The sequence below is a fragment of the Grimontia hollisae CIP 101886 genome (assembly GCF_000176515.1).
Lineage (GTDB): Bacteria > Pseudomonadota > Gammaproteobacteria > Enterobacterales > Vibrionaceae > Enterovibrio > Enterovibrio hollisae.
In genome coordinates this window covers 563,605-586,550 of the sequence record NZ_ADAQ01000011.1, presented here as the reverse complement: position 1 = coordinate 586,550, position 22,946 = coordinate 563,605, and the positions used below count along the sequence as shown (strand labels likewise).

22 protein-coding genes are annotated in these 22,946 nt (G+C 49.1%); 16 read left to right on the top strand and 6 right to left on the bottom strand.

The features are described from left to right. Positions 1 to 15: 15 nt before the first annotated feature. The gene (locus VHA_RS09020; protein WP_005503709.1) at positions 16 to 1,152 is read right to left on the bottom strand and encodes a methyltransferase; all 1,137 of its coding nucleotides are present in this window, start codon (positions 1,150 to 1,152) and stop codon (positions 16 to 18) included. A 207-nt stretch (positions 1,153 to 1,359) separates the two neighbouring features. Here VHA_RS09020 and VHA_RS09015 point away from each other — a divergent pair, with 207 nt between their 5' ends. From VHA_RS09015 to dinB, 10 genes are all read left to right on the top strand, one after another. Continuing rightward, a complete protein-coding gene (locus tag VHA_RS09015) occupies positions 1,360 to 1,683 on the top strand; it encodes a BolA family protein (RefSeq protein WP_005503708.1) in 324 nt (107 codons plus the stop codon). A 490-nt stretch (positions 1,684 to 2,173) separates the two neighbouring features. Further along, positions 2,174 to 3,514, top strand: coding sequence for a Na(+)-translocating NADH-quinone reductase subunit A (locus VHA_RS18880; protein WP_005503707.1), 1,341 nt, complete (start codon positions 2,174 to 2,176; stop codon positions 3,512 to 3,514). 3 nt (positions 3,515 to 3,517) lie between these two features. Beyond that, positions 3,518 to 4,762 carry an NADH:ubiquinone reductase (Na(+)-transporting) subunit B gene (locus VHA_RS18875; RefSeq protein WP_005503706.1) on the top strand — a complete coding sequence of 415 codons (1,245 nt, stop codon included), beginning with the start codon at positions 3,518 to 3,520 and terminating at the stop codon, positions 4,760 to 4,762. Continuing rightward, positions 4,749 to 5,531, top strand: a complete 783-nt coding sequence (locus VHA_RS09000; protein ID WP_005503705.1) for a Na(+)-translocating NADH-quinone reductase subunit C — start codon at positions 4,749 to 4,751, stop codon at positions 5,529 to 5,531. The genes VHA_RS18875 and VHA_RS09000 overlap by 14 nt, the downstream gene beginning before the upstream one ends. After that, on the top strand, positions 5,524 to 6,156 hold the full coding sequence (locus VHA_RS08995; protein WP_005503704.1) for an NADH:ubiquinone reductase (Na(+)-transporting) subunit D: 633 nt from the start codon (positions 5,524 to 5,526) through the stop codon (positions 6,154 to 6,156). The genes VHA_RS09000 and VHA_RS08995 overlap by 8 nt, the downstream gene beginning before the upstream one ends. 7 nt (positions 6,157 to 6,163) lie before the next feature. After that, on the top strand, positions 6,164 to 6,760 hold the full coding sequence (nqrE, locus tag VHA_RS08990) for an NADH:ubiquinone reductase (Na(+)-transporting) subunit E (RefSeq protein WP_005503703.1): 597 nt from the start codon (positions 6,164 to 6,166) through the stop codon (positions 6,758 to 6,760). 31 nt (positions 6,761 to 6,791) lie between these two features. Next, a complete protein-coding gene (nqrF, locus tag VHA_RS08985; protein WP_005503702.1) occupies positions 6,792 to 8,015 on the top strand; it encodes an NADH:ubiquinone reductase (Na(+)-transporting) subunit F in 1,224 nt (407 codons plus the stop codon). Positions 8,016 to 8,169: 154 nt separating this feature from the next. Then, on the top strand, positions 8,170 to 9,186 hold the full coding sequence (locus VHA_RS08980; RefSeq protein WP_040528557.1) for an FAD:protein FMN transferase: 1,017 nt from the start codon (positions 8,170 to 8,172) through the stop codon (positions 9,184 to 9,186). 10 nt (positions 9,187 to 9,196) lie between these two features. Beyond that, entirely contained in the window at positions 9,197 to 9,418 is a 222-nt protein-coding gene (gene nqrM, locus VHA_RS08975) for a (Na+)-NQR maturation NqrM (protein WP_005503700.1), read from the top strand. Positions 9,419 to 9,550: 132 nt separating this feature from the next. Further along, a complete protein-coding gene (dinB, locus tag VHA_RS08970; protein WP_040528738.1) occupies positions 9,551 to 10,609 on the top strand; it encodes a DNA polymerase IV in 1,059 nt (352 codons plus the stop codon). A gap of 36 nt (positions 10,610 to 10,645) precedes the next feature. Here the strand turns inward: dinB and VHA_RS08965 are convergent, their stop codons facing one another. Further along, the gene (locus tag VHA_RS08965) at positions 10,646 to 12,106 is read right to left on the bottom strand and encodes an aminoacyl-histidine dipeptidase (RefSeq protein WP_005503692.1); all 1,461 of its coding nucleotides are present in this window, start codon (positions 12,104 to 12,106) and stop codon (positions 10,646 to 10,648) included. A 998-nt stretch (positions 12,107 to 13,104) separates the two neighbouring features. On the opposite strand from VHA_RS08965, the gene VHA_RS08960 reads away from it, so the two are divergent. The 6 genes from VHA_RS08960 (at position 13,105) to VHA_RS08935 (ending at position 19,481) form a co-directional block, all read left to right on the top strand. Continuing rightward, positions 13,105 to 14,391 (top strand): NCS2 family permease, encoded by a 1,287-nt coding sequence (locus tag VHA_RS08960; protein ID WP_005503691.1) that lies wholly within the window; start codon positions 13,105 to 13,107, stop codon positions 14,389 to 14,391. A 65-nt stretch (positions 14,392 to 14,456) separates the two neighbouring features. After that, positions 14,457 to 14,915 (top strand): xanthine phosphoribosyltransferase, encoded by a 459-nt coding sequence (gpt, locus tag VHA_RS08955; protein WP_005503690.1) that lies wholly within the window; start codon positions 14,457 to 14,459, stop codon positions 14,913 to 14,915. A 132-nt stretch (positions 14,916 to 15,047) separates the two neighbouring features. Then, a complete protein-coding gene (gene frsA, locus VHA_RS08950) occupies positions 15,048 to 16,301 on the top strand; it encodes an esterase FrsA (RefSeq protein ID WP_005503689.1) in 1,254 nt (417 codons plus the stop codon). A gap of 207 nt (positions 16,302 to 16,508) precedes the next feature. After that, entirely contained in the window at positions 16,509 to 16,913 is a 405-nt protein-coding gene (gene crl / locus VHA_RS08945) for a sigma factor-binding protein Crl (RefSeq protein ID WP_040528736.1), read from the top strand. Positions 16,914 to 17,018: 105 nt separating this feature from the next. Beyond that, the gene (gene proB / locus VHA_RS08940) at positions 17,019 to 18,176 is read left to right on the top strand and encodes a glutamate 5-kinase (RefSeq protein ID WP_040528555.1); all 1,158 of its coding nucleotides are present in this window, start codon (positions 17,019 to 17,021) and stop codon (positions 18,174 to 18,176) included. A 51-nt stretch (positions 18,177 to 18,227) separates the two neighbouring features. After that, positions 18,228 to 19,481, top strand: coding sequence for a glutamate-5-semialdehyde dehydrogenase (locus VHA_RS08935; RefSeq protein WP_040528553.1), 1,254 nt, complete (start codon positions 18,228 to 18,230; stop codon positions 19,479 to 19,481). A 72-nt stretch (positions 19,482 to 19,553) separates the two neighbouring features. On the opposite strand, the gene lipA is transcribed toward VHA_RS08935, so the two are convergent. From lipA to VHA_RS08915, 4 genes are all read right to left on the bottom strand, one after another. Continuing rightward, positions 19,554 to 20,519, bottom strand: coding sequence for a lipoyl synthase (gene lipA / locus VHA_RS08930; RefSeq protein ID WP_005503681.1), 966 nt, complete (start codon positions 20,517 to 20,519; stop codon positions 19,554 to 19,556). Then, positions 20,516 to 21,169 carry a lipoyl(octanoyl) transferase LipB gene (lipB, locus tag VHA_RS08925; protein ID WP_040528551.1) on the bottom strand — a complete coding sequence of 218 codons (654 nt, stop codon included), beginning with the start codon at positions 21,167 to 21,169 and terminating at the stop codon, positions 20,516 to 20,518. Before lipB ends, lipA begins: the two co-directional genes overlap by 4 nt. A gap of 131 nt (positions 21,170 to 21,300) precedes the next feature. Continuing rightward, positions 21,301 to 21,570, bottom strand: a complete 270-nt coding sequence (ybeD, locus tag VHA_RS08920; protein WP_005503678.1) for a DUF493 family protein YbeD — start codon at positions 21,568 to 21,570, stop codon at positions 21,301 to 21,303. Positions 21,571 to 21,767: 197 nt separating this feature from the next. Then, positions 21,768 to 22,940 carry a serine hydrolase gene (locus VHA_RS08915; protein ID WP_040528549.1) on the bottom strand — a complete coding sequence of 391 codons (1,173 nt, stop codon included), beginning with the start codon at positions 22,938 to 22,940 and terminating at the stop codon, positions 21,768 to 21,770. Positions 22,941 to 22,946 lie beyond the last annotated feature (6 nt).

Sequence of the window (22,946 nt, the reverse complement as noted above, 5' to 3'; positions counted from 1 at the left end):
TTAATGCATCCCTTTTTAATCAGGCTGTTTATAAGCTTCGACAATAACAAACTTACGGTTAGAAGCAATGACTTGCGCATTACCAAAAAGACGTTTCAATTTAGCATGGTAGCCGAGGTGACGATTACCAATCACTACAATACGTCCCTTGGGCTCAAGAACCCGTCTGGCATCACAAAACATTTGCCAGGCGATGTGATCTGTCACCGTATTCATTTGATGAAACGGCGGATTACACAAGACGAGATCGGCGCTGTTTTTTTCAAAACCGTCCAGACAGTTGTTCACCTTACAATGTATGCGCGCAGGCTCAATCCCATGGCTGAGCAAATTGGTTGTGGTTGAGGCGACAGCCATATGGCTTTCATCTACGGCTGTGATAGTGGCTTGTGGGTTCCGCCGTGCAGCTTCTACGGAGAGCACACCGTTGCCACAACCCAAATCGATAATGTGTTTTATCTTTGTGGATACTGGAATATGTTTCAGCATCAGGTATGCCGCAATGTCCAGACTTTCTGATGAGAAGACATTGGCATGGTTGTGAAGTGTCATGCCAAAATCAGGAACCTCAAAGGAGGTGGTTTCTGTTGGTGCCGCATCACGTTGCTTTTCCTTGCTGCAAAAAATCAGACGGGCTTTTTTCTTCGCCAGGGAAGTGTGCGTTGCACCAAGGTGCTTCTCAAAAAGTTTAAGTGTTGATGTATGAATATCTTTCACTTTTGCACCGGCGATAACCTGTACACTCATCGCACCATACAAGGCGATTTGTTGTAATTGCCACACTAAGAACCGGTTGTTCTTTGGCAGCTTCATGACCACAATGTCTGCATCGGTCGGTAGTGTTTCCGTGGATGAAAGAAAAGTAACGCCGGACAGGTTGTTTTCTTTGAGGTTAGCGTTAAGGCTGAGGTGAGAGAGGTGCGAATCACTGGTGGTTGTGACGCGGTAGCCTTTTGCTGCAGCCCAGCAGCTTAATGCACCGAATCCATCATTGAGGATAAGGATGTGCGCCCCTTTGGGGAGTTCTGAATCTTCTAACTGCTGTATCAGGTATTCATCTGCCGCATCCCATGCCTGCAGAGTCTCGTTTTTCTGAATGGGGTAGCGACGCAAAGAAAATGTCTTACCACCTAGTTCTAATGTTGTTTTCATGGGAAGTATCAGCGAACTGCTTGTGAGAATAGCGTATATTGGCGCAGATAATATACTGAAAAAGACGCAAGATGCAGACTGTCGAAGCATTTATTTGTCATAACTTGCTTGAGCCTGGCTCCCTGATAGGTCATAACTGTATGCCTTGATTTGAATACGTGGGCCATTTGGACCGAGTTACATTTTGCGTTATGGGCAGAGGAAAGCATGAGTGTTCAAAAAATCATTGAGCAAAAGCTCAGTACCACATTTTCACCGTTATATCTGGACGTGAAAAACGAAAGTTACATGCATAATGTTCCGGAAGGTGCAGAAAGCCATTTTAAAGTGACTATCGTGAGCAGGCAGTTTGAAGGCCTACGCCTTATCAGCAGACATCGTGCTGTAAACCAAACCCTGAGTGATGAATTGCAAAATGCTATCCATGCACTTGCGATTCATACGTATACTGAGGGTGAGTGGCATGATTTGAATGGACAAGCACCCATGTCCCCACCGTGTCATGGCGGGTCGATGGTAGACACTAACTAAATGATAAAAAGGCTGTTTTAAACAGCCTTTTTGATGAATTAAAGGTGACAAACTCTCAACAAGGTGATTAAAAAAACAAAATGAAATGAAACCACCCACCGAAAAATGAGACGGAAATGTTAACAAAGGTGTGTGTTAGCACTTTATTTAGTGTGGCATAGGTATGATTGCAATGTCGCTTTTGTAACCATAGGTCCATATCATGTTTGCATGACAAATTGTGCTCCGGTTCATAGTTATTGGTTACAATTGGGCATAGTTTGCCCAGTTGCTGAAAATTAAGGGTGTATCACGGTGTTTGCCGTGGAATAGCGACTTTGGTTGATGGTAGAATCCACCGCTTGAAAACTGACCCCAAGCCTTGAATTGTTGCGGGTTGGTAATGAGGACGTTGCGGAGGTGGGTGGAAGAGTCACTCACTAGACAGTGGAAGGTCGTATTAAACTGCGCAATAACAGAATTTTTTCCCGTTAATGTAGTGCAAGTGCGTATGATTACAATAAAAAAGGGTTTGGATATCCCAATTGCCGGGACTCCAGCTCAGGTGATAAATGATGGCCCAGCCATCAAAAAAGTCGCCTTGCTTGGCGAAGAGTACGTTGGCATGCGTCCAACGATGCATGTTCGTGTTGGGGATGTAGTGAAAAAAGGTCAGATTCTTTTTGAAGATAAAAAGAATCCCGGCGTGAAATTTACTGCACCTGCAGCCGGTACTGTGGTTGAAGTCAACCGCGGTGCAAAACGTGTTCTTCAGTCAGTTGTCATCGAAGTAGAAGGCAACGAGCAAGTCACTTTCAACAAATATGAAGCCTCAGAGATCGCAGGTCTGGATCGTCAAGTGATTGTTGATCAACTTGTCGAATCCGGCATGTGGACTGCGCTTCGCACCCGCCCATTCAGTAAGACGCCGGCCGTTGACGCCAGTCCAGCAGCTGTCTTCGTCACCGCAATGGACACTAACCCACTGGCTGCGAATCCTGAACTGATCATTAATGAACAGCAAGAAGCGTTTGTTGCAGGTCTTGACGTAGTATCCCGTCTGACCGAGGGCAAGGTGTTCGTATGTAAAGGCGAATCCAGCCTGCCGCGCAGCAAGCAATCCAACGTCGAAGAGCATGTGTTTACAGGTCCTCACCCAGCAGGTCTGGTGGGCACTCACATTCACTTCCTCCGTCCTGTTGGTCTGGGTGTTCAGGTATGGCATCTGAACTATCAAGATGTTATTGCATTCGGCAAGCTGTTCCTGACTGGTGAGCTTTTCACTGACCGTGTTATTTCCCTGGCGGGCCCGGTTGTCAATAACCCACGCCTCGTTCGTACACAGATCGGTGCATCGATTGCTGAACTCACTGACAATGAGTTAATGCCTGGTGAAATCCGTATCATTTCTGGCTCCGTACTAAGTGGTACCAATGCTGGTGGTGTTCATGGTTATCTCGGTCGTTTCCATCTTCAGGTAAGTGCACTTCGTGAAGGCCGTGAGAAAGAGCTGTTTGGTTGGATCGCACCGGGTAAGAACAAGTTTTCTGTTACCCGCGCATTTTTAAGCCAGTTCTTTAAAGGCCAGCTGTTCAACATGACAACCACTACCAACGGTAGTGAGCGCTCCATGGTGCCAATCGGCAACTATGAGCGTGTGATGCCTCTGGACATCGAGCCAACACTGTTGCTGCGTGATATCTGTGCAGGTGATCTGGACAGCATGTCTCAGCTGGGCGCACTGGAACTGGATCCTGAAGATCTGGCACTGTGCACATTTGTTTGCCCTGGCAAGTACGATTTTGGCCCTATGCTCCGCGAGTGCCTGGATCAAATTGAGAAGGAAGGGTAAGCAATGAGCCTGAAGAAATTTCTTGAAGATATCGAACATCACTTTGAGCCGGGTGGTAAGCACGAAAAATGGTTTGCACTGTATGAAGCAGCGGCAACCCTGCTGTACACCCCTGGCACAGTCACCAAGCGTGGTGCTCACGTTCGTGACAGTATCGATCTGAAACGCATCATGATCATGGTGTGGTTCGCGGTATTCCCTGCCATGTTCTTTGGTATGTACAACGCGGGTGATCAGGCGATCATGGCGCTGAACGCCCTGTACGGTGCTGAGCAACTGACAGGTGTTATCGGTAATAACTGGCATTACTGGCTAACGGAAATGCTGGGTGGAACCCTGTCGGCAGATGCTGGCTGGGGCAGCAAGATGTTGCTGGGTGCGACTTACTTCCTGCCTATCTACGCGACGGTCTTTATCGTTGGCGGTTTCTGGGAAGTGCTGTTCTGTATGGTGCGCAAACATGAAGTTAACGAAGGCTTCTTCGTCACTTCTATCCTGTTCGCACTCATCGTCCCGCCGACACTGCCACTTTGGCAAGCTGCACTGGGTATTACCTTCGGTGTGGTTGTTGCAAAAGAAATCTTCGGTGGTACAGGTCGCAACTTCCTGAACCCGGCACTGGCTGGCCGTGCATTCCTGTTCTTTGCATATCCTGCACAGATTTCAGGTGACCTGGTGTGGACCGCTGCTGACGGCTTCTCTGGTGCAACGGCGCTAAGCCAGTGGGCACAAGGTGGTCAAGGTGCGCTGGTGAACAATGTGACCGGGCAATCTATCACTTGGATGGACGCGTTTATCGGCCATATTCCAGGTTCGATTGGTGAGGTCTCTACGCTGGCGATCCTTATCGGTGGTGCAATGATTGTTGCGATGGGCATTGCTTCATGGCGTATTATCCTTGGCACCATGATTGGTCTGGTGGTAACGGCAACGCTGTTTAACATCATTGGTTCTGATACCAACCCGATGTTCAGCATGCCATGGCACTGGCACCTGGTTCTGGGTGGCTTTGCATTCGGTATGATGTTCATGGCGACCGACCCGGTTTCTGCATCGTTCACGAACAAAGCAAAATGGTGGTACGGCATCCTGATTGGTGCGATGGCAGTAATGATTCGTGTGGCTAACCCCGCATACCCAGAGGGTATGATGCTGGCTATCCTGTTCGCGAACCTGTTTGCACCGCTGTTCGACAACCTGGTAATTCAGGGCAACATCAAACGGAGACTGGCTCGTGTCAAGCAATAACGATAGCATTAAAAAAACGCTGACCGTAGTTATCGCGCTGAGCCTGGTGTGTTCAGTTGTGGTATCTTTCGCGGCTGTTTCTCTGCGTCCTATGCAAGAGAAGAATGCCGTGCTGGACGTACAGCGCAACATCCTTTCTGTTGCTGGTATCGATGCGAACGGCAACATCACGGAGACCTTTGACAAATTCATCGAACCACGTCTGGTTAGCCTGGAAACAGGTGAACTGGTTGGCACCGTTGAAGAAGCGAAGGTTTTTGACCAGCGCATTGCATCTTCTGATCCTTCCCAGTCGCAGAAACTGCCTGCCGACAAGGACATTGCGAAGATTGGTCGTTTGGCAAACACCGCCAAGGTTTACCTGGTGAAGAATGCAGCGGGTCAAACTGAGCGCCTGATCATGCCAGTATATGGCAGTGGTCTGTGGGGCATGATGTACGCGTTTGTCGCACTGGATACAGACGGCAAAACGATTTCAGATATCGCTTACTACCAGCACGGTGAAACCCCGGGTCTGGGTGGCGAAGTAGAAAACCCTCGCTGGCGTGCACAGTTTGAAGGCAAAATGCTGTTTGATGACCAGGGTAACCCTGCTCTGAAAGTCGTTAAAGGCGGCGCACAACCTGGAGACGTTCACGGTGTGGACGGTCTGTCAGGTGCGACACTGACCTCTAATGGTGTACAGCATACCTTTGACTTCTGGTTTGGTGACAACGGCTTTGGCCCATTCCTGAAGAAAGTTCAACAGGGAGAGCTGATCAATGGCTGATACTAAAGAACTGAAAAAGAATCTTTGGGCGCCAGTACTGGACAACAACCCGATTGCCCTTCAGGTACTGGGTGTGTGTTCTGCGCTGGCAGTAACCACCAAGCTGGAAACGGCGTTTGTAATGACCCTTGCGGTAATTTTCGTAACGGCATTCTCGAACCTGTTCGTTTCACTTATCCGTAACCACATTCCAAACTCTGTACGTATCATCGTGCAGATGGCGATCATTGCATCGCTGGTAATCGTGGTAGACCAGATCCTGAAGGCATTTGTGTACGACATCTCCAAGCAGCTGTCGGTATTCGTTGGCCTCATCATCACCAACTGTATCGTTATGGGTCGTGCAGAAGCGTACGCAATGAAATCTGCGCCACTGCCATCATTCATTGACGGTATCGGTAACGGTCTGGGTTACGGTTTCGTACTGATCTCTGTCGGTTTCTTCCGTGAACTACTGGGTTCAGGCAAGCTGTTTGGTGTGTCTATCCTGCCTTTGACATCAGAAGGCGGCTGGTATCAGCCAAATGGTCTGATGCTTCTGGCTCCATCAGCGTTCTTCCTGATCGGCTTCCTGATCTGGATTGTGCGTACCTTCAAACCTGAACAAGTAGAAGCGAAGGAGTAAGGACGTAATGGAACATTACATTAGCCTATTGGTTCGTTCGATTTTCATCGAAAACCTGGCACTGTCTTTCTTCCTGGGGATGTGTACTTTCCTGGCAGTGTCCAAGAAAGTAAAAACCTCGTTCGGTCTGGGTGTTGCGGTTACCGTAGTACTGTCTGTGTCCGTTCCGGTTAACAACCTGATTTACAATTTGGTACTGAAAAACGGTGCAATTGTTGAAGGCGTGGACCTCAGCTTCCTGAACTTCATCACTTTCATCGGTGTTATTGCGGCGCTGGTACAGATCCTGGAAATGGTTCTGGACCGCTTCTTCCCGCCGCTATACAACGCACTGGGTATTTTCCTGCCACTGATCACGGTTAACTGTGCGATCTTCGGTGGTGTCTCTTTCATGGTTCAACGTGACTACAACTTTATGGAGTCTGTGGTTTACGGTTTCGGCTCTGGTGTGGGCTGGATGCTGGCGATTGTTGCGTTGGCAGGTATCCGTGAAAAGATGAAATACTCTGACGTACCGCCTGCACTTCGTGGTCTGGGTATTACCTTCATCACTGTAGGTCTGATGGCGTTAGGCTTCATGTCTTTCTCCGGTGTTCAACTGTAAGTCGGGTAAACCGCGAATTAAGGAATAGTCAATGGACATTATTCTTGGTGTAGTGATGTTTACTCTTATCGTACTGGCACTGGTTTTGGTGATTCTGTTCGCCAAATCCAAGCTGGTACCATCAGGTGACATCACCATCTCTGTAAACGGTGATCCAAATCTTGCGATCACCACTCAACCTGGCGGGAAGCTGCTGGGTGCACTGGCAGGTGCCGGTGTGTTCGTATCATCCGCGTGTGGCGGTGGTGGTTCATGCGGCCAGTGCCGCGTGAAAGTAAAATCAGGCGGCGGTGACATTCTGCCAACTGAACTTGACCACATCACAAAAGGTGAAGCGCGCGAAGGTGAGCGTCTGGCATGTCAGGTTGCGATGAAAACTGACATGGAAATCGAACTGCCTGAAGAAATCTTCGGCGTGAAGAAGTGGGAATGTACTGTTATCTCTAACGATAACAAAGCCACCTTCATCAAAGAGCTGAAGCTGCAAATTCCTGATGGTGAGTCGGTACCGTTCCGTGCAGGTGGTTACATCCAAATCGAAGCGCCACCTCATCACGTTAAGTATGCAGATTACGATATTCCAGAAGAATACCGTGAAGACTGGGAGAAGTTTAACCTGTTCCGCTACGAGTCCAAGGTTAACGAAGAAACCATTCGTGCGTACTCAATGGCGAACTACCCAGAAGAGTTTGGCATTATCATGCTGAACGTACGTATTGCAACACCGCCACCTAATAACCCAGACGTACCACCGGGTATTATGTCCTCGTACATCTGGTCTCTGAAACCAGGTGACAAATGTACAATCTCTGGTCCGTTCGGTGAGTTCTTTGCGAAAGACACCGATGCTGAAATGGTATTTGTGGGCGGTGGTGCAGGTATGGCACCTATGCGTTCTCACATCTTTGACCAGCTCAAGCGTCTGAAGTCTAAGCGTAAGATGTCTTTCTGGTACGGTGCGCGTTCTAAGCGTGAAATGTTCTACGTTGAAGATTTCGACATGCTGCAAGCAGAAAACGAAAACTTTGTATGGCATTGTGCGCTGTCTGATCCGCTGCCAGAAGATAACTGGGATGGCTACACCGGCTTCATTCACAACGTGCTGTATGAGAACTATCTCAAAGATCACGAAGCGCCAGAAGATTGTGAGTACTACATGTGTGGTCCTCCAATGATGAACGCAGCCGTGATTGGCATGCTGAAAGACCTGGGTGTTGAAGATGAAAACATCCTGCTGGATGACTTCGGTGGCTAACCGCCCCACACTCTGAAAGAGACAATGGCTGGCCCACGGGCCAGCCATTTTGCATCTGGTCAGACAGAATCGCTGTTTTCTCAAAGGGCGTTTCGTTCTTTCGGCGGGGAAAGTGATTCTTTCTGATCCCTTTTATCATCAACTGGATAATCTAATGAAAAAGTTCCTGTTGTCGGTCGGTCTTCTTATAGGCAGTTTGTTGACGCTGACAGGCTGTGAGCAAGCGCCGGCGCAAGTGCACCTCACCGGTTCAACCATGGGCACCTATTACTCGGTGAAATACATTGCTGAGGGTGATCTCCCAAACCAGACAGCCGTTCAGTCGGAGATTGATGCTCGTCTTGAGTTGGTTAATGATCAGATGTCTACGTATCGGAAGGACTCAGAATTGAGTCGGTTTAATCAACTGACTGACAGTCGTCCTTTTACTGTTTCCAAAGACACGGCAAAAGTGGTGAAAGAAGCGATTCGGCTGAATCAGCTATCTGGTGGGGCGCTTGATGTGACGGTGGGGCCTCTGGTTAATCTTTGGGGGTTTGGTCCCGAAGGCCGGCCTGACCGTGTTCCAACCGATGCGCAAATTGCTGAGCGTCGTGCGTTGACCGGCATTGAATTCCTTGCGGTTGATGGCAATAACCTGATTAAGACCAATCCGGGCCTGTATGTCGATTTATCATCGATTGCTAAAGGGTTTGGAGTCGATGTGGTTGCAGAATACCTAGCTTCACTTGGCATCGACAATTATCTGGTGGAAATTGGGGGAGAGCTGCAGCTAAAAGGGGTAAATGGTGAAGGGCATCCATGGCGCATTGCGATAGAAAAACCGAGCAATGAGCAGCAAACTGTCCAGGAAATCATTGCGCCGGGCGACATGGCGATCGCAACATCTGGCGATTACCGTAACTACTTTGAAGAGAATGGGGTGCGTTACTCCCACACGATTGACCCAACGACGGCAAAACCGATTAATCACCGTCTGGTGTCAGTGACCGTGCTGGATAAATCCTGTATGACTGCCGATGGCCTGTCAACGGCCTTTATGGTGATGGGGCCGGATAAAGCACTGACCTTGGCGAATCAGGAAAATATCCCTGCATTTTTCATCGTAAAGACGGATAATGGTTTTCAAGAAGTCGCATCGGATGCGTTTAAACAATACCTAACACATTAAGGGTAATAAGATGTCTGTGTATCTGATTACGTTTGCAGTATTCATGCTTGTGATTGCCGGTATGGCAATTGGCTTTATTGTTCAGCGAAAAACCATTAGCGGCAGCTGTGGGGGACTGGGTTCAATCGGTATCGAAAAAGAGTGTGATTGTCCAGAGCCATGTGATGCACGCAAAAAACGCGAAGCGCGTGCGGCAAAAATGCAAGAGTGGAAAAACAACCAAATCGTCTGATTTTGCTTGTATTTATTACCTGAAGGCCAGTCTCTGACTGGTCTTTTTGTATCCAGCCTTTGTTCATGAAGACGTTGACATGCCATACGTGTGCTGTATATATAAACAGTATTTATGTATGTGAACGAGTTTATGAAAAAGATAATCCACATTGACATGGATTGCTTTTTTGCCGCAGTGGAGATGCGTGATAGCCCTGCATTGCGCCATATCCCTTTTGCTGTTGGCGGGTCTGAAAAGCGTCGAGGCGTGATCTCGACCTGTAATTATATTGCCCGCGAGTTTGGTGTCCGCTCGGCCATGGCAACTGCCCATGCGTTGAAGCTCTGCCCAAAGCTGACAGTGATCAGCGGTGACATGGGCAAATATAAACGCGTTTCGGGCCAAATCCGCGCTATTCTTGAGCGCTACACCGACAAAATTGAACCCCTTTCCCTGGATGAAGCTTACCTGGATGTCAGTGACTGCTCACTGTTCAAAGGTTCTGCCACGATGATTGCTGAAGACATTCGGCGGGCTATCCGTGAAGAGCTTGGTCTGACAGCCTCGGCAGGCATTGCCCCCGTGAAGTTTGTGGCAAAGGTTGCCTCTGATCTGAATAAACCCGACGGTATATATGTGGTGACACCGGATGAGGTTGATGCGTTTGTCAAAACCTTGCCACTGGAGAAAATCCCTGGGGTGGGTAAGGTGACGCTTGGCAAACTTCATCAGTTAGGGTTATACAGGGGTGAAGATGTTCAGCGGTTTGACAAACATGTTTTGCTACAACGGTTTGGGAAGTTTGGACAGACGCTCTGGAAACGTTGCCATGGTATCGATGACAGAGATATTGAAACTGAACGGGTTAGGAAATCTCTCGGTGTTGAACGTACACTGCCCGAAGATCTCCAGACAGAGGATGAGTGCCTTGAAGTGATGGTTTCACTGTTTGGGGAATTAGAAGCCAGGTTAAAACGGGTATCACCCAATATGGAGATAGCCCGGCAGGGCGTGAAACTTAAGTTTTCGGACTTCCAGCAAACGACTGTGGAACACCGCCAATGGCGTTATGACAATGCCATGTTCCCGGTGTTGTTGCGGGAAGCATTAGCACGGCAGCAAGGGCGGGGAATCCGGTTGATTGGCCTCTCTGTCGGGCTGAAGTCGGAAGAGAAGGACAAGCCATCCCAGCTCAGTTTTGAATGGTAGATAAAGTAAGAGCGCCAGCTGGCGCTCTTACTGATATCACGCTTTTTCCGGAATCGCTTTCAGAATGGCAATCATCTGCTCCCAGAACAGGCCAACTGTGGCAATGTCCACCTTTTCATCCGGCGAGTGTGGGAACTTGATGGTTGGGCCGAAAGAGATCATATCCATGTTCGGATAGGGTTCTTTAAACAGGCCACATTCAAGTCCTGCATGGATCACCATGATGTTAGGGATCCGGCCGTAAATCTTTTCATAGGTTTTTCTGAACACATGCATGATTTCAGAATCAGGGTTCGGCTTCCAGCCCGGGTATGCACCGGAGAACGTCACATCAGCGCCAGCCAGTTCACCTAACGATTCCAACATGCTTTCCACATAGCTGCGACCACTGTCTGCCAGTGAGCGGATAAGGCAAAGCAAGGTCATCTGATCGGCTTCTGTGGTGATAACCCCAAGGTTGAGTGACGTTTCCACTACACCTTCAATATCGTCACTCATGCGGACTACGCCGTTTGGGCAGGCATTGATAGTTGCAATGATACGGCGTTGAACCTCTGGCTTCAGTACTTGTTGCTCTAAGTCTGCATCAAGCACAGAGAGTTCGATCGAGGTTTCAATTGCACTCAGTTCTTCTTTTAGCAAAGATTCGAAATGACTGAACAGGTTGGCAAGCTTTTCTTTATTCGCTGCTGGAACGGCAAGGTGAGCAAAAGCTTCACGTGGGATGGCATTGCGCAGTGTGCCTCCACGAATTGAGAACACACGAAGGCCCAACTCTTCTGCGTGACCAGCCAAGAAACGGCCCAGCAGTTTGTTGGCATTGGCACGGCCTGTGTGAATATCGCAACCCGAGTGTCCACCCTTCAGGCCTTTGATTTGCAGGGTTTTGCCCACGTATCCAGCGCCCAGAATTTCGCGCTCCAGTGAAAAGGTGATTGAAGCATCGACACCACCGGCACAACCCATGTAGATTTCGCCTTCCTGTTCGGAGTCGGTGTTCAGGAGAATCTCGCCTTCCAGCCAACCTTCTTTCAGGCCAAATGCACCGGTCATGCCAGCTTCTTCATCAATGGTCAGCAGCACTTCCAGTGGGCCATGTTCGATGTCGTTAGCGGCCAGTACGGCCAGGCAGGTTGCCATGCCTATGCCGTTATCCGCCCCCAGTGTGGTGCCGTCTGCTGTGACCCAGTCGCCATCAATGTAAGGACGGATAGGATCGGTAGTGAAATCGTGCTCGGTATTTTCGTTTTTCTGCGGCACCATATCGATGTGCGCCTGAAGTACGACTCCTTTACGGTTTTCCATTCCCTCTGTTGCTGGCTTTTTAATGATGACGTTGCCAACCGCGTCACGACAAACAGCAAGACCTTGCTCAGTGGCCCAGTCAACGATGTATTGTGCCAGTTGCTCTTCGTGCTTGGAAGGATGGGGGATAGAACAAATCTTATCGAAAAATTGCCACACAGGTTGTGGCGATAGTTGGCTGATTTCTGACACAGGCTTTCTCCAGAAAACGAGGAATAAAAAGGCATGCAATATTGCATGCTGTTAAATTACCAGAACTTGTGACGTAAAAGTATGCTTAGTTGAACGCATCCTTCTGGTTAGGAGCTGGGGGCTACATATTAGACTGGCCGAGGGCACTTTATCGTGCTTCTTCAAAGAGGAGGTGGTGTCGGACTGTGACTAGGCTTGTTACTTGGTGCAGTAATATTTTTCAAATTAATGAAAGTTGGTAATTTAATTACAGGTTAAGGGCTTAATTCGAACGATTGCTGTATTTATCGCCAGTAATATTGTAATTAAATAACGCTTTGGGTATTATTCCGCCGTCTTCAGAAATGGGCGACCCGTCTGAGACATGGTTGTGCGCTTTCATTGGTTTATGGATAAGCCCGAAATATGTTCGTCTCCACGGAACCGAGCTTTTAACGAAGCTGCATCCTTTTCGAACTTTTTGAGGTATAGATTGATGAAAGGTCGTTCTGCGAGCCGCTACTGGAATCGTGGCTCTGTGTACACCACAAATTTTCGTTATCCGGCTACGTTCGGATACAAGCGTAAGTAATCACGACGTTTGATTTCTCTTGGGCGCTTCGTACCCAAGAGAATTTCTTGTTTTAATAAATGCTTTGACTGCTGTTTGGAAATGTGGCTTGTATTTTGTGCCATGTTGAGCGTGGCGTTTTTTGCCTCTCACTTGGTGAAATACTATGTGCCTCCCCCTTTTTCAGCGTCGTTTTTTATTTATCTCCCAGAATTTGCACGACACAGTTACTTACCGTTGACTGGATCTATCATGGTAGGAAAACGCAACAGGAGGTAGAAGTAGCGTGATTCCGGCCTATTCGCCATTATTTGAAGATCTTACACAGCTATTCGCGCTGGAAATTTTGTTATGTGGCGGGTAATATTCGCGTCAAATTTTTACGCAAACGTTTACGACAAACGATTGCGTAAGCAACCCACACACACTTCCCAAGGAACCGAAAGCCATGCTTGAGCGTCTTTTTAAACTGAAAGAGCAAGGTACAGATATCAGAACTGAAGTCATTGCGGGATTTACCACATTCCTGACCATGGCTTATATCATTTTTGTTAACCCGGCTATTCTGTCAGAAACTGGCATGGATCGCGGTGCAGTTTTTGTTGCAACCTGTTTGGCTGCAGCTATTGGCTGTTTCATCATGGGTCTGGTGGCGAATTACCCGGTGGCCCAGGCACCAGGAATGGGGCTGAATGCCTTCTTTACCTATACCGTGGTATTCCAGATGGGGTACTCTTGGCAGGTTGCTCTGGCTGCGGTATTCCTGTCTGGTCTTTGCTTTGTTGCGCTGAGCCTGTTTAAAGTCCGTGAATGGATCATTCACTCCATCCCATTGTCCCTGCGTACCGGTATTTCTGCCGGTATCGGCATGTTTCTGGCACTGATTGCCCTACAAAATGCCGGTATTGTGGTAGACCACTCTGCAACTTTGGTTTCGATGGGCGATTTGTCTTCTTTTGGTCCTGCAATGGCAGCACTGGGGTTCTTCCTGACCATTGGCCTGGTTAACAGAGGAATAAAAGGTGCAGTGATGATTGCCATCCTTATCGTAACTGCGCTGGGGGTGTTGTTTGGCGATGTGCAATATGGAGGGATCATGTCTGCCCCGCCAAGCCTTGCGCCAACATTTATGCAACTGGATTTCGCCGGTGCCATGGAAGTGGGCTTGATTTCTATCGTCTTTGCATTTTTGTTTGTTGATTTGTTTGACACTGCCGGCACCTTGGTGGGAGTGGCACAAAAAGCTGAGCTTTTGGACAAGGATGGCAAACTGCCACGCCTGAACCGTGCATTACTTGCTGACAGTACAGCGACAACTGTGGGGGCAGTTCTGGGTACGTCAAATACGACCTCATACATCGAGAGTGTGTCGGGGGTTGCTGCTGGTGGTCGTACAGGCCTGACTGCGGTGACCGTAGGCGTAATGTTCATGCTGGCTCTGTTCTTCTCGCCACTGGCTGGTATGGTACCGGCTTACGCGACAGCCGGTGCTTTGTTCTATGTTGCCATCCTGATGATGTCAGGTCTTGTCAGCGTTAACTGGCGTGATCTGACAGAAGCAGCACCTGTGGTCGTGGTGTGTTTGCTGATGCCACTGACGTACTCCATTGCTCATGGTATTGGTCTGGGCTTTATCTCCTACTGCGCTATCAAGGCATTCAGTGGCAAAGGACGTGATATACCTATCAGTATTTGGGTTCTGGCCGCACTGTTCTTGCTGAAATTCGTTATGTAAGACAAAATACGCCGCAATCTTTTGAGTGCGTTAAATTTGGCGTCCATCGCCTGAGGTTTTTTAAAATGAGCAACAAGTTTGTTATCACCTGGGACAACATGCAAATGTACACCCGTCAACTGGCTGAAAAACTGCTTCCGGCAGAGCAGTGGAAAGGCATTATCGCGGTAAGCCGTGGTGGTCTGGTTCCTTCAGCGATTCTGGCGCGTGAACTGGGTATTCGGTATGTTGACACTGTATGTATCTCTAGCTATGACCATAATCACCAGCGTGATATGCAAGTTCTAAAAAAAGCAGAAGGTGATGGCGAAGGTTTTCTGATTGTTGACGATTTAGTGGATACAGGTGGCACAGCGGAAGCTATCCGCCAAATGTACCCGAAAGCGAAATTCGTGACCGTGTGTGCAAAGCCTGCAGGTAAACACCTTGTTGATGATTACATTGTTGATATCGCTCAGGACTGCTGGATTGAACAACCTTGGGATATGGCTGTCACCTATGTTGACCCTATTGCCAAGCGTTAGTATGACATTGTCGAAGAAAAGCCCCTGATGGGGCTTTTTTTTGCAGACTTTGATTTCAGTGAAGAACGTGGTTTTCTGGGTTTCATCATATACACTAAATCGGGTCTAGACTTTACAACAAGGAGAGGTTCTGTGAACGCAGCCGAATCCGAAAACCTTTCAATTAAGCTCTTCAAACAGCATAAACACGCCAAAGAAACATCAACCATTGTAGGTTCAGTTAACCAGCCCCGAAACGGTTTGCACAATGCTATTGATGGCGACAGCCACAGCAACTGGTATCGTATTCTTCGACGTCCGCAATGGATATGGCAAGGCGTCGACCCCCTTGAAATGGAAGCTTTGCTGGCACGTATTGCCGGTTCTCCCAACAACCGCAGCAGCGAAGCCTTGTTGGACACGGTGGTGGGGTATCGTCCGGGAAATTGGTCTTATGAATGGACTCAGGCTGGGATGGTGCATCAAAAGTGTGCGGTTGGGTGTGAAGAAAAGGGCAACCGGATAGAGGCCGTTGAACACTGGTATCGCGCCTGTACTTACTTCAGCATTGCTGCTTACCCTCACTTGAAAGGTGATCCCTTGTCTTTACAGGCTGAAGTGTTGGCAAACAAAGCGTTCCACGCGGCAATTGAAAAATCCCCGTTTAAAGTCAAAAGCCTGGTAACACAAGTGGATGGACGTGCCTTGGAGGGCTTTCTCTATTTACCACACACAGATGCCCCGTTGCCTACGGTGATCATCAGTGGTGGTCTGGATGCACTACAGACTGATATGTGCCGGATCTTTGAAACCTACTTTGCCCCTGCCAATATAGCGATGTTGACGCTAGATATGCCATCTGTTGGCAGAAGCAGTCATTGGGCGTTGACGCAAGACACCAGTAGATTACATCAGGCGATGTTAAACGAGCTTTCCTCTGTGCCCTGGGTAGATCATCACCGTGTGGGGTGCATGGGCGTCAGATTTGGTGGTAATGCGGCCGTTAGAATGGCATTTGTCGAGCAGAACCGGGTGAAATCCTGTGTCTCTATTGGTGGCGTGTTGCACGCGATGTTAAGCGATACGCAGCGTCTCAACCGTATTCCGCCAATGTATCTGGATACCATGGTATCACGGATGGGGAAAATGCAGGCGTCGACATCATTTTTGACTCAACTGCAAGCACTGTCACTGAAAAACCAGGGGCTATTGGCAGGACGTAAAACGAAAGTGCCAATTCTGGCGATGAGCCTGGAAGGAGACCCGGTTTGTCCTGAATCAGATAATCAACTGGCGGCACTTTACAGCCAGGGTGGAAAGGCGAAGACCCTACCGAACAAACCACTTCATGATGGGTATCACAGAATCATGTTAGAAGCAGTGAAATGGTTTAAGGAAACATTGTGATTTAGATCTCCTTAATGTCCAGATTCTGGGTAAAAATCGCGAAAGCGCCATGCATCAGGACGAAATTGCAACGGTTGCATGTTATACAAACAGTGTTTACTGGCTAATAAACTCATAATAAAACAGGGGCTTTAGGATAGAGCGCCGGGTTAGTCAGCAATGTTGATTGATAAAAAACCGATTGAATCTCGTCTCAGGGAGCTTGCTATGACCGACGAAACCAAAACGCTTTCTCATGGACGATTGCTGACGCGCTTCGCCCAGCTCGGTCCTTATTTGCGTCAAAATAAATGCACGGAAGACAGGTATTTCTTCGATTGTCTGTCTGCTTGTGTCAATGCCAAAAAGAGCCCGGATAGCCGAGAGTTCTGGGGATGGTGGATGGAAATTAACCCGAAAGAGGGGGGGTTTGAATATGTCTACACGTTTGGCAAATTCAATACAGAGGGCGAATGGAAAGAGGTGAATGTGCCTAATAAATCCTCTGACGAAGTTAAAGCCTCGTTAGATGCCTTTTACAGTAAGATTACTGAATTTGTAGAAGGCGAGCTTATACTTGAAATTACTGCCAAACCTTCCCTTAAACAGCCCAAACTGGGTTCAGCAGCCTGATTTAACGGAAACAGTGATTATTCACGAACAGATGCTTTAATCACTTGTTATCTTGGTCTGGGATTGATAAAAGAAGGGCTTAATCGCTTTTATATTGTCAATGTCATGTCAGGCCAAGAAAACGTTTCATCTATCAATTCCGGTGCTAGCGATATAGCTAATCGCCAGACCATTGTCGTCAAACTCGGTACCAGTGTACTGACTGGCGGCTCCAGAAAAATCGACCGTGCCCATCTCGTTGAATTGGTACGTCAGTGTGCCATGCTCATTCGTCAGGGACACAAAGTGATCATTGTCACTTCAGGCGCGATAGCAGCCGGTCGTGAACACCTCAACTATCCAGAACTCGCCAACACCATCGCCAACAAGCAGATGCTGGCTGCTGTGGGACAAAGCCGCCTTATCCAGGAATGGGAAAGTATGTTTGCCATTTATGGTATTCATATTGGCCAGATGTTGCTGACCCGTGCAGATCTGGATGATCGTGAACGCTATCTGAATGCACGTGATATGTTGCAGGCACTGCTGGCGAATAATATCGTTCCTGTCGTGAATGAAAATGATGCGGTGGCGACGGCTGAAATCAAGGTGGGGGACAACGATAACCTGTCTGCACTGGTGGCCATTTTGGCGGAAGCCGACAAGCTTTTGCTGCTGACTGACCAACCCGGTCTGTTTACTGCTGATCCACGCAGTAATCCAGACGCGGAGCTTATCCGCGAAGTCCACACCATTGATGAGACCCTGCATAAGCTGGCTGGTGGTAGCGTGAGTGGCTTGGGAACCGGGGGGATGGCAACAAAATTACAGGCTGCAGACGTGGCACGCCGTGCAGGTATTGAAGTCACTATCGCGGCAGGCAGCCGTCCGGAAGTGATCCAGCATTTAGTGGATGGCAAAGAAGCGGGCACCCGTTTTCTGCCGCTTGAATCGCCACTGGAGAGCCGTAAACGCTGGATTCTGGCAGGGCCCCCACCGGCGGGTAACATCATCATTGACGATGGCGCGGCGAAAGCAGTGGTTGAGCGCCACAGCAGTTTGCTATCAAAAGGCATTACCGGTGTAGAAGGCCATTTTGACCGGGGAGCAGTCGCGCGTATTTGCGACCAGAAAGGCAAGTTGCTGGCACGTGGTATTTGCCGCTATTCAAGCAAAGATCTGAGTGCGATTGCAGGCCGGCACAGCCAGGAGATCCAGGATATTCTGGGCTACGCCCATGGCGCGGTTGCGGTACATTGCGACGATTTGGTCGTTATCGATTAATCAGGCAGTGGCATTTGCCACTGTCAATCAGGAAGAGCAATAGAGGCTGAAATGAGTCTTCAACAAATGGGACGCGCAGCGAAGGACGCTGCCTATATTCTGGCAACAGCGCCTACCGCACAGAAAAACAGAGCGCTGGCGGTGATGGCTGATGAGTTAGAAGCAAATGCAGCAACCATTCTTGCTGCCAACGCAAAGGATATTGAAGCAGGTCGCAAGGCGGGGTTGCCGGACGCGATGCTCGACCGTCTTTTACTGAATGAAGCGCGATTGGCTGGTATTGCCGCAGACGTTCGCAATGTGATTTCGCTTTCTGATCCGGTGGGCAGCGAGATCGACTGCAAGGTGCTGGAAAACGGCATGACATTGAGCCGTCGCCGTGAACCTATCGGCGTCATTGGCGTGATTTATGAAGCCCGCCCGAATGTCACCATTGATATCGCCTCTTTGTGCCTGAAAACCGGTAACGCCAGCATTCTGCGCGGTGGTCGCGAGACCTTTCACTCTAACGTTGAGCTGGTCAAGGTGATCCAGACTGCGCTGGAGAAAGCAGACTTGCCTGCGGCATCGGTTCAGTACATTGAAAAGCCGGACCGTGAACTGGTGGGTGAACTACTTCGCCTTGACGAATATGTCGACATGATTATTCCGCGTGGCGGCGCTGGTCTTCATAAAATGTGTAAGGAAAACAGCACAATCCCGGTGATCATTGGCGGTTTTGGTATCAGTCACCTGTTTGTCGATAAAACGGCAGATTTGGAACGCTCACTGGATGTGATCATCAATGCCAAGGTTCAGCGCCCGTCTGCCTGTAATGCGCTGGATACCCTGTTGGTGCATGAAGCGGTGGCTGAAGCTATCCTGCAAAAGCTGACGCCACTGTTCAACGATAACAACCTGGACATTGTGGCGGATAAAACGGCATTACCCCTGCTGGATGGCGTGAACAAACTGCGTGAAGCTGGCGAAGGTGATTTTGATACCGAGTGGTTGGGTTATACCTTAGGTGTTGCCGTGGTGGCGGATGTACATGCTGCGCTTAAACATATGCGTGATCATAACGCGAGCCATTCAGATGCCATCCTGACCAATGACCTGACCTCGGCAGAAGCCTTTATCAATGGTGCGGGTTCTGCGGCGGTTTATGTGAATGCATCGACCCGCTTTACTGATGGTGCACAGTTTGGGCTAGGAGCGGAAGTGGCAGTGTCAACCCAGAAACTCCATGCCCGTGGCCCGATGGGGTTGGAGGAGTTGACCACCTACAAATGGGTGGGCAAGGCAGATTACCTGCCCCGCGCATAACTGATCAATAACAAAAACAAGGCGCTCAATGAGCGCCTTGTTTTTTGATAACAGAATACAGAGTTATCGGTTTTATTTGATTTCTACGCCTTGCGCTTGCAGGTCAGCATGGTAGGACGAGCGCACGAATGGACCGCATGCGGCATGGGTAAACCCTAAATCCAGCGCGATTTGTTTCAGCTCGTCAAACTCTTCTGGCGGCACATAGCGCTCTACCGGCAGGTGATGGCGGCTTGGCGCCAGATACTGGCCAAGAGTCAGCATGGTGACACCGTGTGTACGCAGATCTTTCAACACATCGATGATCTCTTCTTTTGTCTCACCAAGGCCCATCATCAGACCCGATTTGGTTGGGACATCCGGGTGCATTTCGCCAAATCTCTTCAGCAACTCCAGCGACCACTTGTAGTTTGCGCCCGGGCGCGCTTTACGGTATAGACGTGGTGCGGTTTCCAGGTTGTGGTTAAACACATCCGGTGGGTTGTCTCTCAAAATGTCCAGCGCTGTATCCATGCGGCCACGGAAGTCAGGTACCAGGGTTTCGATACGGATATCTGGATTCAGTGCACGGATCTCACGAATACAATCAGCAAAATGTTGAGCACCACCGTCGCGCAGGTCGTCACGGTCTACCGAAGTGACAACAACATACTTGAGTTTCATGTCACGGATAGTCTGGGCCAGCTTCTGCGGCTCCTGTGCATCCGGTGCCAGCGGGCGGCCATGGGCAACGTCACAGAATGGACAGCGGCGGGTACAGATAGCACCCAGAATCATAAAGGTAGCTGTCCCGTGGTTGAAGCATTCTGCCAGATTCGGGCAGGATGCTTCCTCGCACACCGAATGCAGATTGTTCTTACGCATCGCGGATTTGATGTCCTGAATACGTTTGCTGTCCGCAGGCAGCTTGATCTTCATCCACTCAGGTTTGCGCAGCATCTCCTTTTGTTCGGTCGGCATGTTCTTGACCGGGATGAGCGCCATTTTGTCTGCGTCGCGGTACTTAACTCCGCGTTCCATCTGGATCGGTTTGCTCATAGTTGATTGCTTTCTGTTAGGGACTCGACCTGATCATAGCCCAGATGCGAAGTCAGTTTTTCTACTAACACAGGGTATAGCTCGGCAAGTGATGCCGGGCCCCCTAAATCGATGGTTTGTGTCATTGCCATGCCTTCATAACCACAAGGGTTGATACGAAGGAACGGTGACAGGTCCATATTGACGTTAAGCGCCAGCCCATGGAAAGAGCAGCCTCGGCGGATTCGAAGACCCAGCGAGCAGATTTTGTCATCGCCCACGTAAACACCCGGCGCATCAGGACGCGCACGGGATTTGATACCGTAATGGGCGAGGGTATCGATCACAATATTCTCAATCGCGGTGACCAGCTCACGAACGCCCATTTTTTTGCGTTTCAGATCGATCAGGAAATAAGCCACCTGTTGACCCGGTCCATGGTAGGTCACCTGTCCGCCGCGATCACTCTGGACAACGGGAATATCACCGGTTGCCAAAAGGTGCTCTGCCTTTCCAGCTTGCCCCTGAGTAAAGACAGGTTCGTGTTCGACTAACCATACTTCGTCCGTGGTATCGCCTTTACGCTCATCGGTAAAAACATGCATAGCTTTCCATGTTGGCTCGTAGGGGCGCAGTCCAAGTTGTCTGATAATGAGGCGGTTCTGCTGCAATTTACACCTACCAGGATTGAAAAATGATGGGGTGAGCGGTTTCAGTCACGACATTATAATGACAGACGGCTGAAATAACAGCCGTCTGTTTGTATGGGTATTGGCGTTTTGCTGTTAGCGAAAAGGGATGGTTACAGCACCATGCGTACAATGTCTATCTCACCCAGCTCTTTGTACAGGGTTTCAACTTGCTCGATAGACGTGGCTGTAATGGTGACAGAAACGGCGTTATAGGTCCCTTTTCCGCTTGGTTTCACACTTGGGCTATAGTCGCCCGGCGCGTGGCGCTGTATCACTTCCAAAACCAGATCTGTCAGCTCTGGCTTCGCATATCCCATAACCTTATAGGTAAACTTACAGGGGAATTCCAGCAGGTCTTTGAGTTTTGGTTGCTCTTGCATTTGTTACTCCAGAACGGGTCAAAGCTGGGATGCTGTGAACCCAGAATAGTTGTGCGGGTGATCACGCAATTTGTTGGGAATGAATACTAATCGTCCTGTAGGGAGAAAACAAGTTGGCAATGTGATCCCCGAAGTGTAGACCCCTCGTGATAATAAAAAGGGCAGCGACTGGCTGCCCTGATAGCGTCGATTCTGGTTTAAAACAAGCTCTTTAAGAACATCATGATATAGTCCAGAAGACGGCTGAAAAGACCGCCTTCCTGAACATCGATTAAAGCAACCAGCGGGTATTCTGCGATGTCTTCACCGTCAATCTGGTAGTAAAGCTTACCGACAACATCCCCTTTAGCAATAGGCGCTTCCAGGGTTTTCTCAAGTACAAAACTGGCTTCCAGATTTTTTGCTTTACCACGTGGCAGTGTGACATAAGTGTCTTTAGCGACGCCGAGTGCGACCTGATCTGTGTCACCCATCCACACTTTCTCTGTCACAAATGTTTCGCCTGCTTTGTGTGGTGCAACCGTTTCGAAGAAGCGGAAACCGTAGTTCAACAATTTCTTGCTTTCTGCTTTACGTGCATTGGCGCTTTCCGTGCCCATGACCACGGCAATCAAGCGCATGTCGCCTTCAGTGGCAGAGCTGACCAAGCTGTAACCGGCTTTCTCGGTATGGCCAGTTTTGATGCCGTCCACGTTCATGCTTTTATCCCAAAGCAGACCGTTACGGTTGTATTGGGTGATGCCGTTATAGGTGAACGATTTTTCGTTATAGATACGGTATTCTTCCGGTACGTCACGGATCAGTGCCTGACCGAGAAGTGCCATATCATAGGGGGTAGAGTACAGGCCATCGTCATCCAGGCCATGGGAGTTGGAGAACTTGGTGTTGTTCATGCCCAAGGTTTTTGCCCAGCCGTTCATTAGATCAACGAATGAATCTTCAGAGCCAGCAATGTGTTCAGCCATAGCAACACATGCGTCGTTACCGGACTGGATGATGATGCCACGGTTTAGATCTTCCACTTTAACTGTGGTGCCGACCTCGATGAACATTTTTGAGCTGCCCGGAAAGTTTTTCGCCCAGGCGTTTTTGCTGATGACGACATCGTCATCGAGACTGATGTTACCGCGCTCGATTTCCTGGCCGATGACGTAGCTGGTCATCATTTTGGTCAGGCTGGCCGGGTTAAGACGTTCATAGGCGTTGTTTTCGGCCAGGATCTTACCCGAATTGTAATCCATTAAAACGTACCCTTTTGCCGCGATTTGAGGCGCATCTGGTACAACGGTTGGGGCTGCAACAACTGCAGCAGATGAGAAGACAGCAGTCGAGAGGACTAAAGAGCGCAACAATGAGGGTGATTTATTCATAGGTAT

Bases quoted from the DNA above. Each gene is read 5' to 3' on its own strand.
- VHA_RS08915 (WP_040528549.1), bottom strand. From the start codon at position 22,940: ATGAATAAATCACCCTCATTGTTGCGCTCTTTAGTCCTCTCGACTGCT.
- VHA_RS08960 (WP_005503691.1), top strand. From the start codon at position 13,105: ATGCTTGAGCGTCTTTTTAAACTGAAAGAGCAAGGTACAGATATCAGA.
- proB (WP_040528555.1), top strand. From the start codon at position 17,019: ATGTCAGGCCAAGAAAACGTTTCATCTATCAATTCCGGTGCTAGCGAT.
- VHA_RS18880 (WP_005503707.1), top strand. From the start codon at position 2,174: ATGATTACAATAAAAAAGGGTTTGGATATCCCAATTGCCGGGACTCCA.
- nqrF (WP_005503702.1), top strand. From the start codon at position 6,792: ATGGACATTATTCTTGGTGTAGTGATGTTTACTCTTATCGTACTGGCA.
- VHA_RS08935 (WP_040528553.1), top strand. From the start codon at position 18,228: ATGAGTCTTCAACAAATGGGACGCGCAGCGAAGGACGCTGCCTATATT.
- VHA_RS08995 (WP_005503704.1), top strand. From the start codon at position 5,524: ATGGCTGATACTAAAGAACTGAAAAAGAATCTTTGGGCGCCAGTACTG.
- lipA (WP_005503681.1), bottom strand. From the start codon at position 20,519: ATGAGCAAACCGATCCAGATGGAACGCGGAGTTAAGTACCGCGACGCA.
- VHA_RS09020 (WP_005503709.1), bottom strand. From the start codon at position 1,152: ATGAAAACAACATTAGAACTAGGTGGTAAGACATTTTCTTTGCGTCGC.
- nqrE (WP_005503703.1), top strand. From the start codon at position 6,164: ATGGAACATTACATTAGCCTATTGGTTCGTTCGATTTTCATCGAAAAC.
- VHA_RS18875 (WP_005503706.1), top strand. From the start codon at position 3,518: ATGAGCCTGAAGAAATTTCTTGAAGATATCGAACATCACTTTGAGCCG.
- dinB (WP_040528738.1), top strand. From the start codon at position 9,551: ATGAAAAAGATAATCCACATTGACATGGATTGCTTTTTTGCCGCAGTG.
- VHA_RS08980 (WP_040528557.1), top strand. From the start codon at position 8,170: ATGAAAAAGTTCCTGTTGTCGGTCGGTCTTCTTATAGGCAGTTTGTTG.
- VHA_RS09015 (WP_005503708.1), top strand. From the start codon at position 1,360: ATGAGTGTTCAAAAAATCATTGAGCAAAAGCTCAGTACCACATTTTCA.
- crl (WP_040528736.1), top strand. From the start codon at position 16,509: ATGACCGACGAAACCAAAACGCTTTCTCATGGACGATTGCTGACGCGC.
- gpt (WP_005503690.1), top strand. From the start codon at position 14,457: ATGAGCAACAAGTTTGTTATCACCTGGGACAACATGCAAATGTACACC.
- nqrM (WP_005503700.1), top strand. From the start codon at position 9,197: ATGTCTGTGTATCTGATTACGTTTGCAGTATTCATGCTTGTGATTGCC.
- ybeD (WP_005503678.1), bottom strand. From the start codon at position 21,570: ATGCAAGAGCAACCAAAACTCAAAGACCTGCTGGAATTCCCCTGTAAG.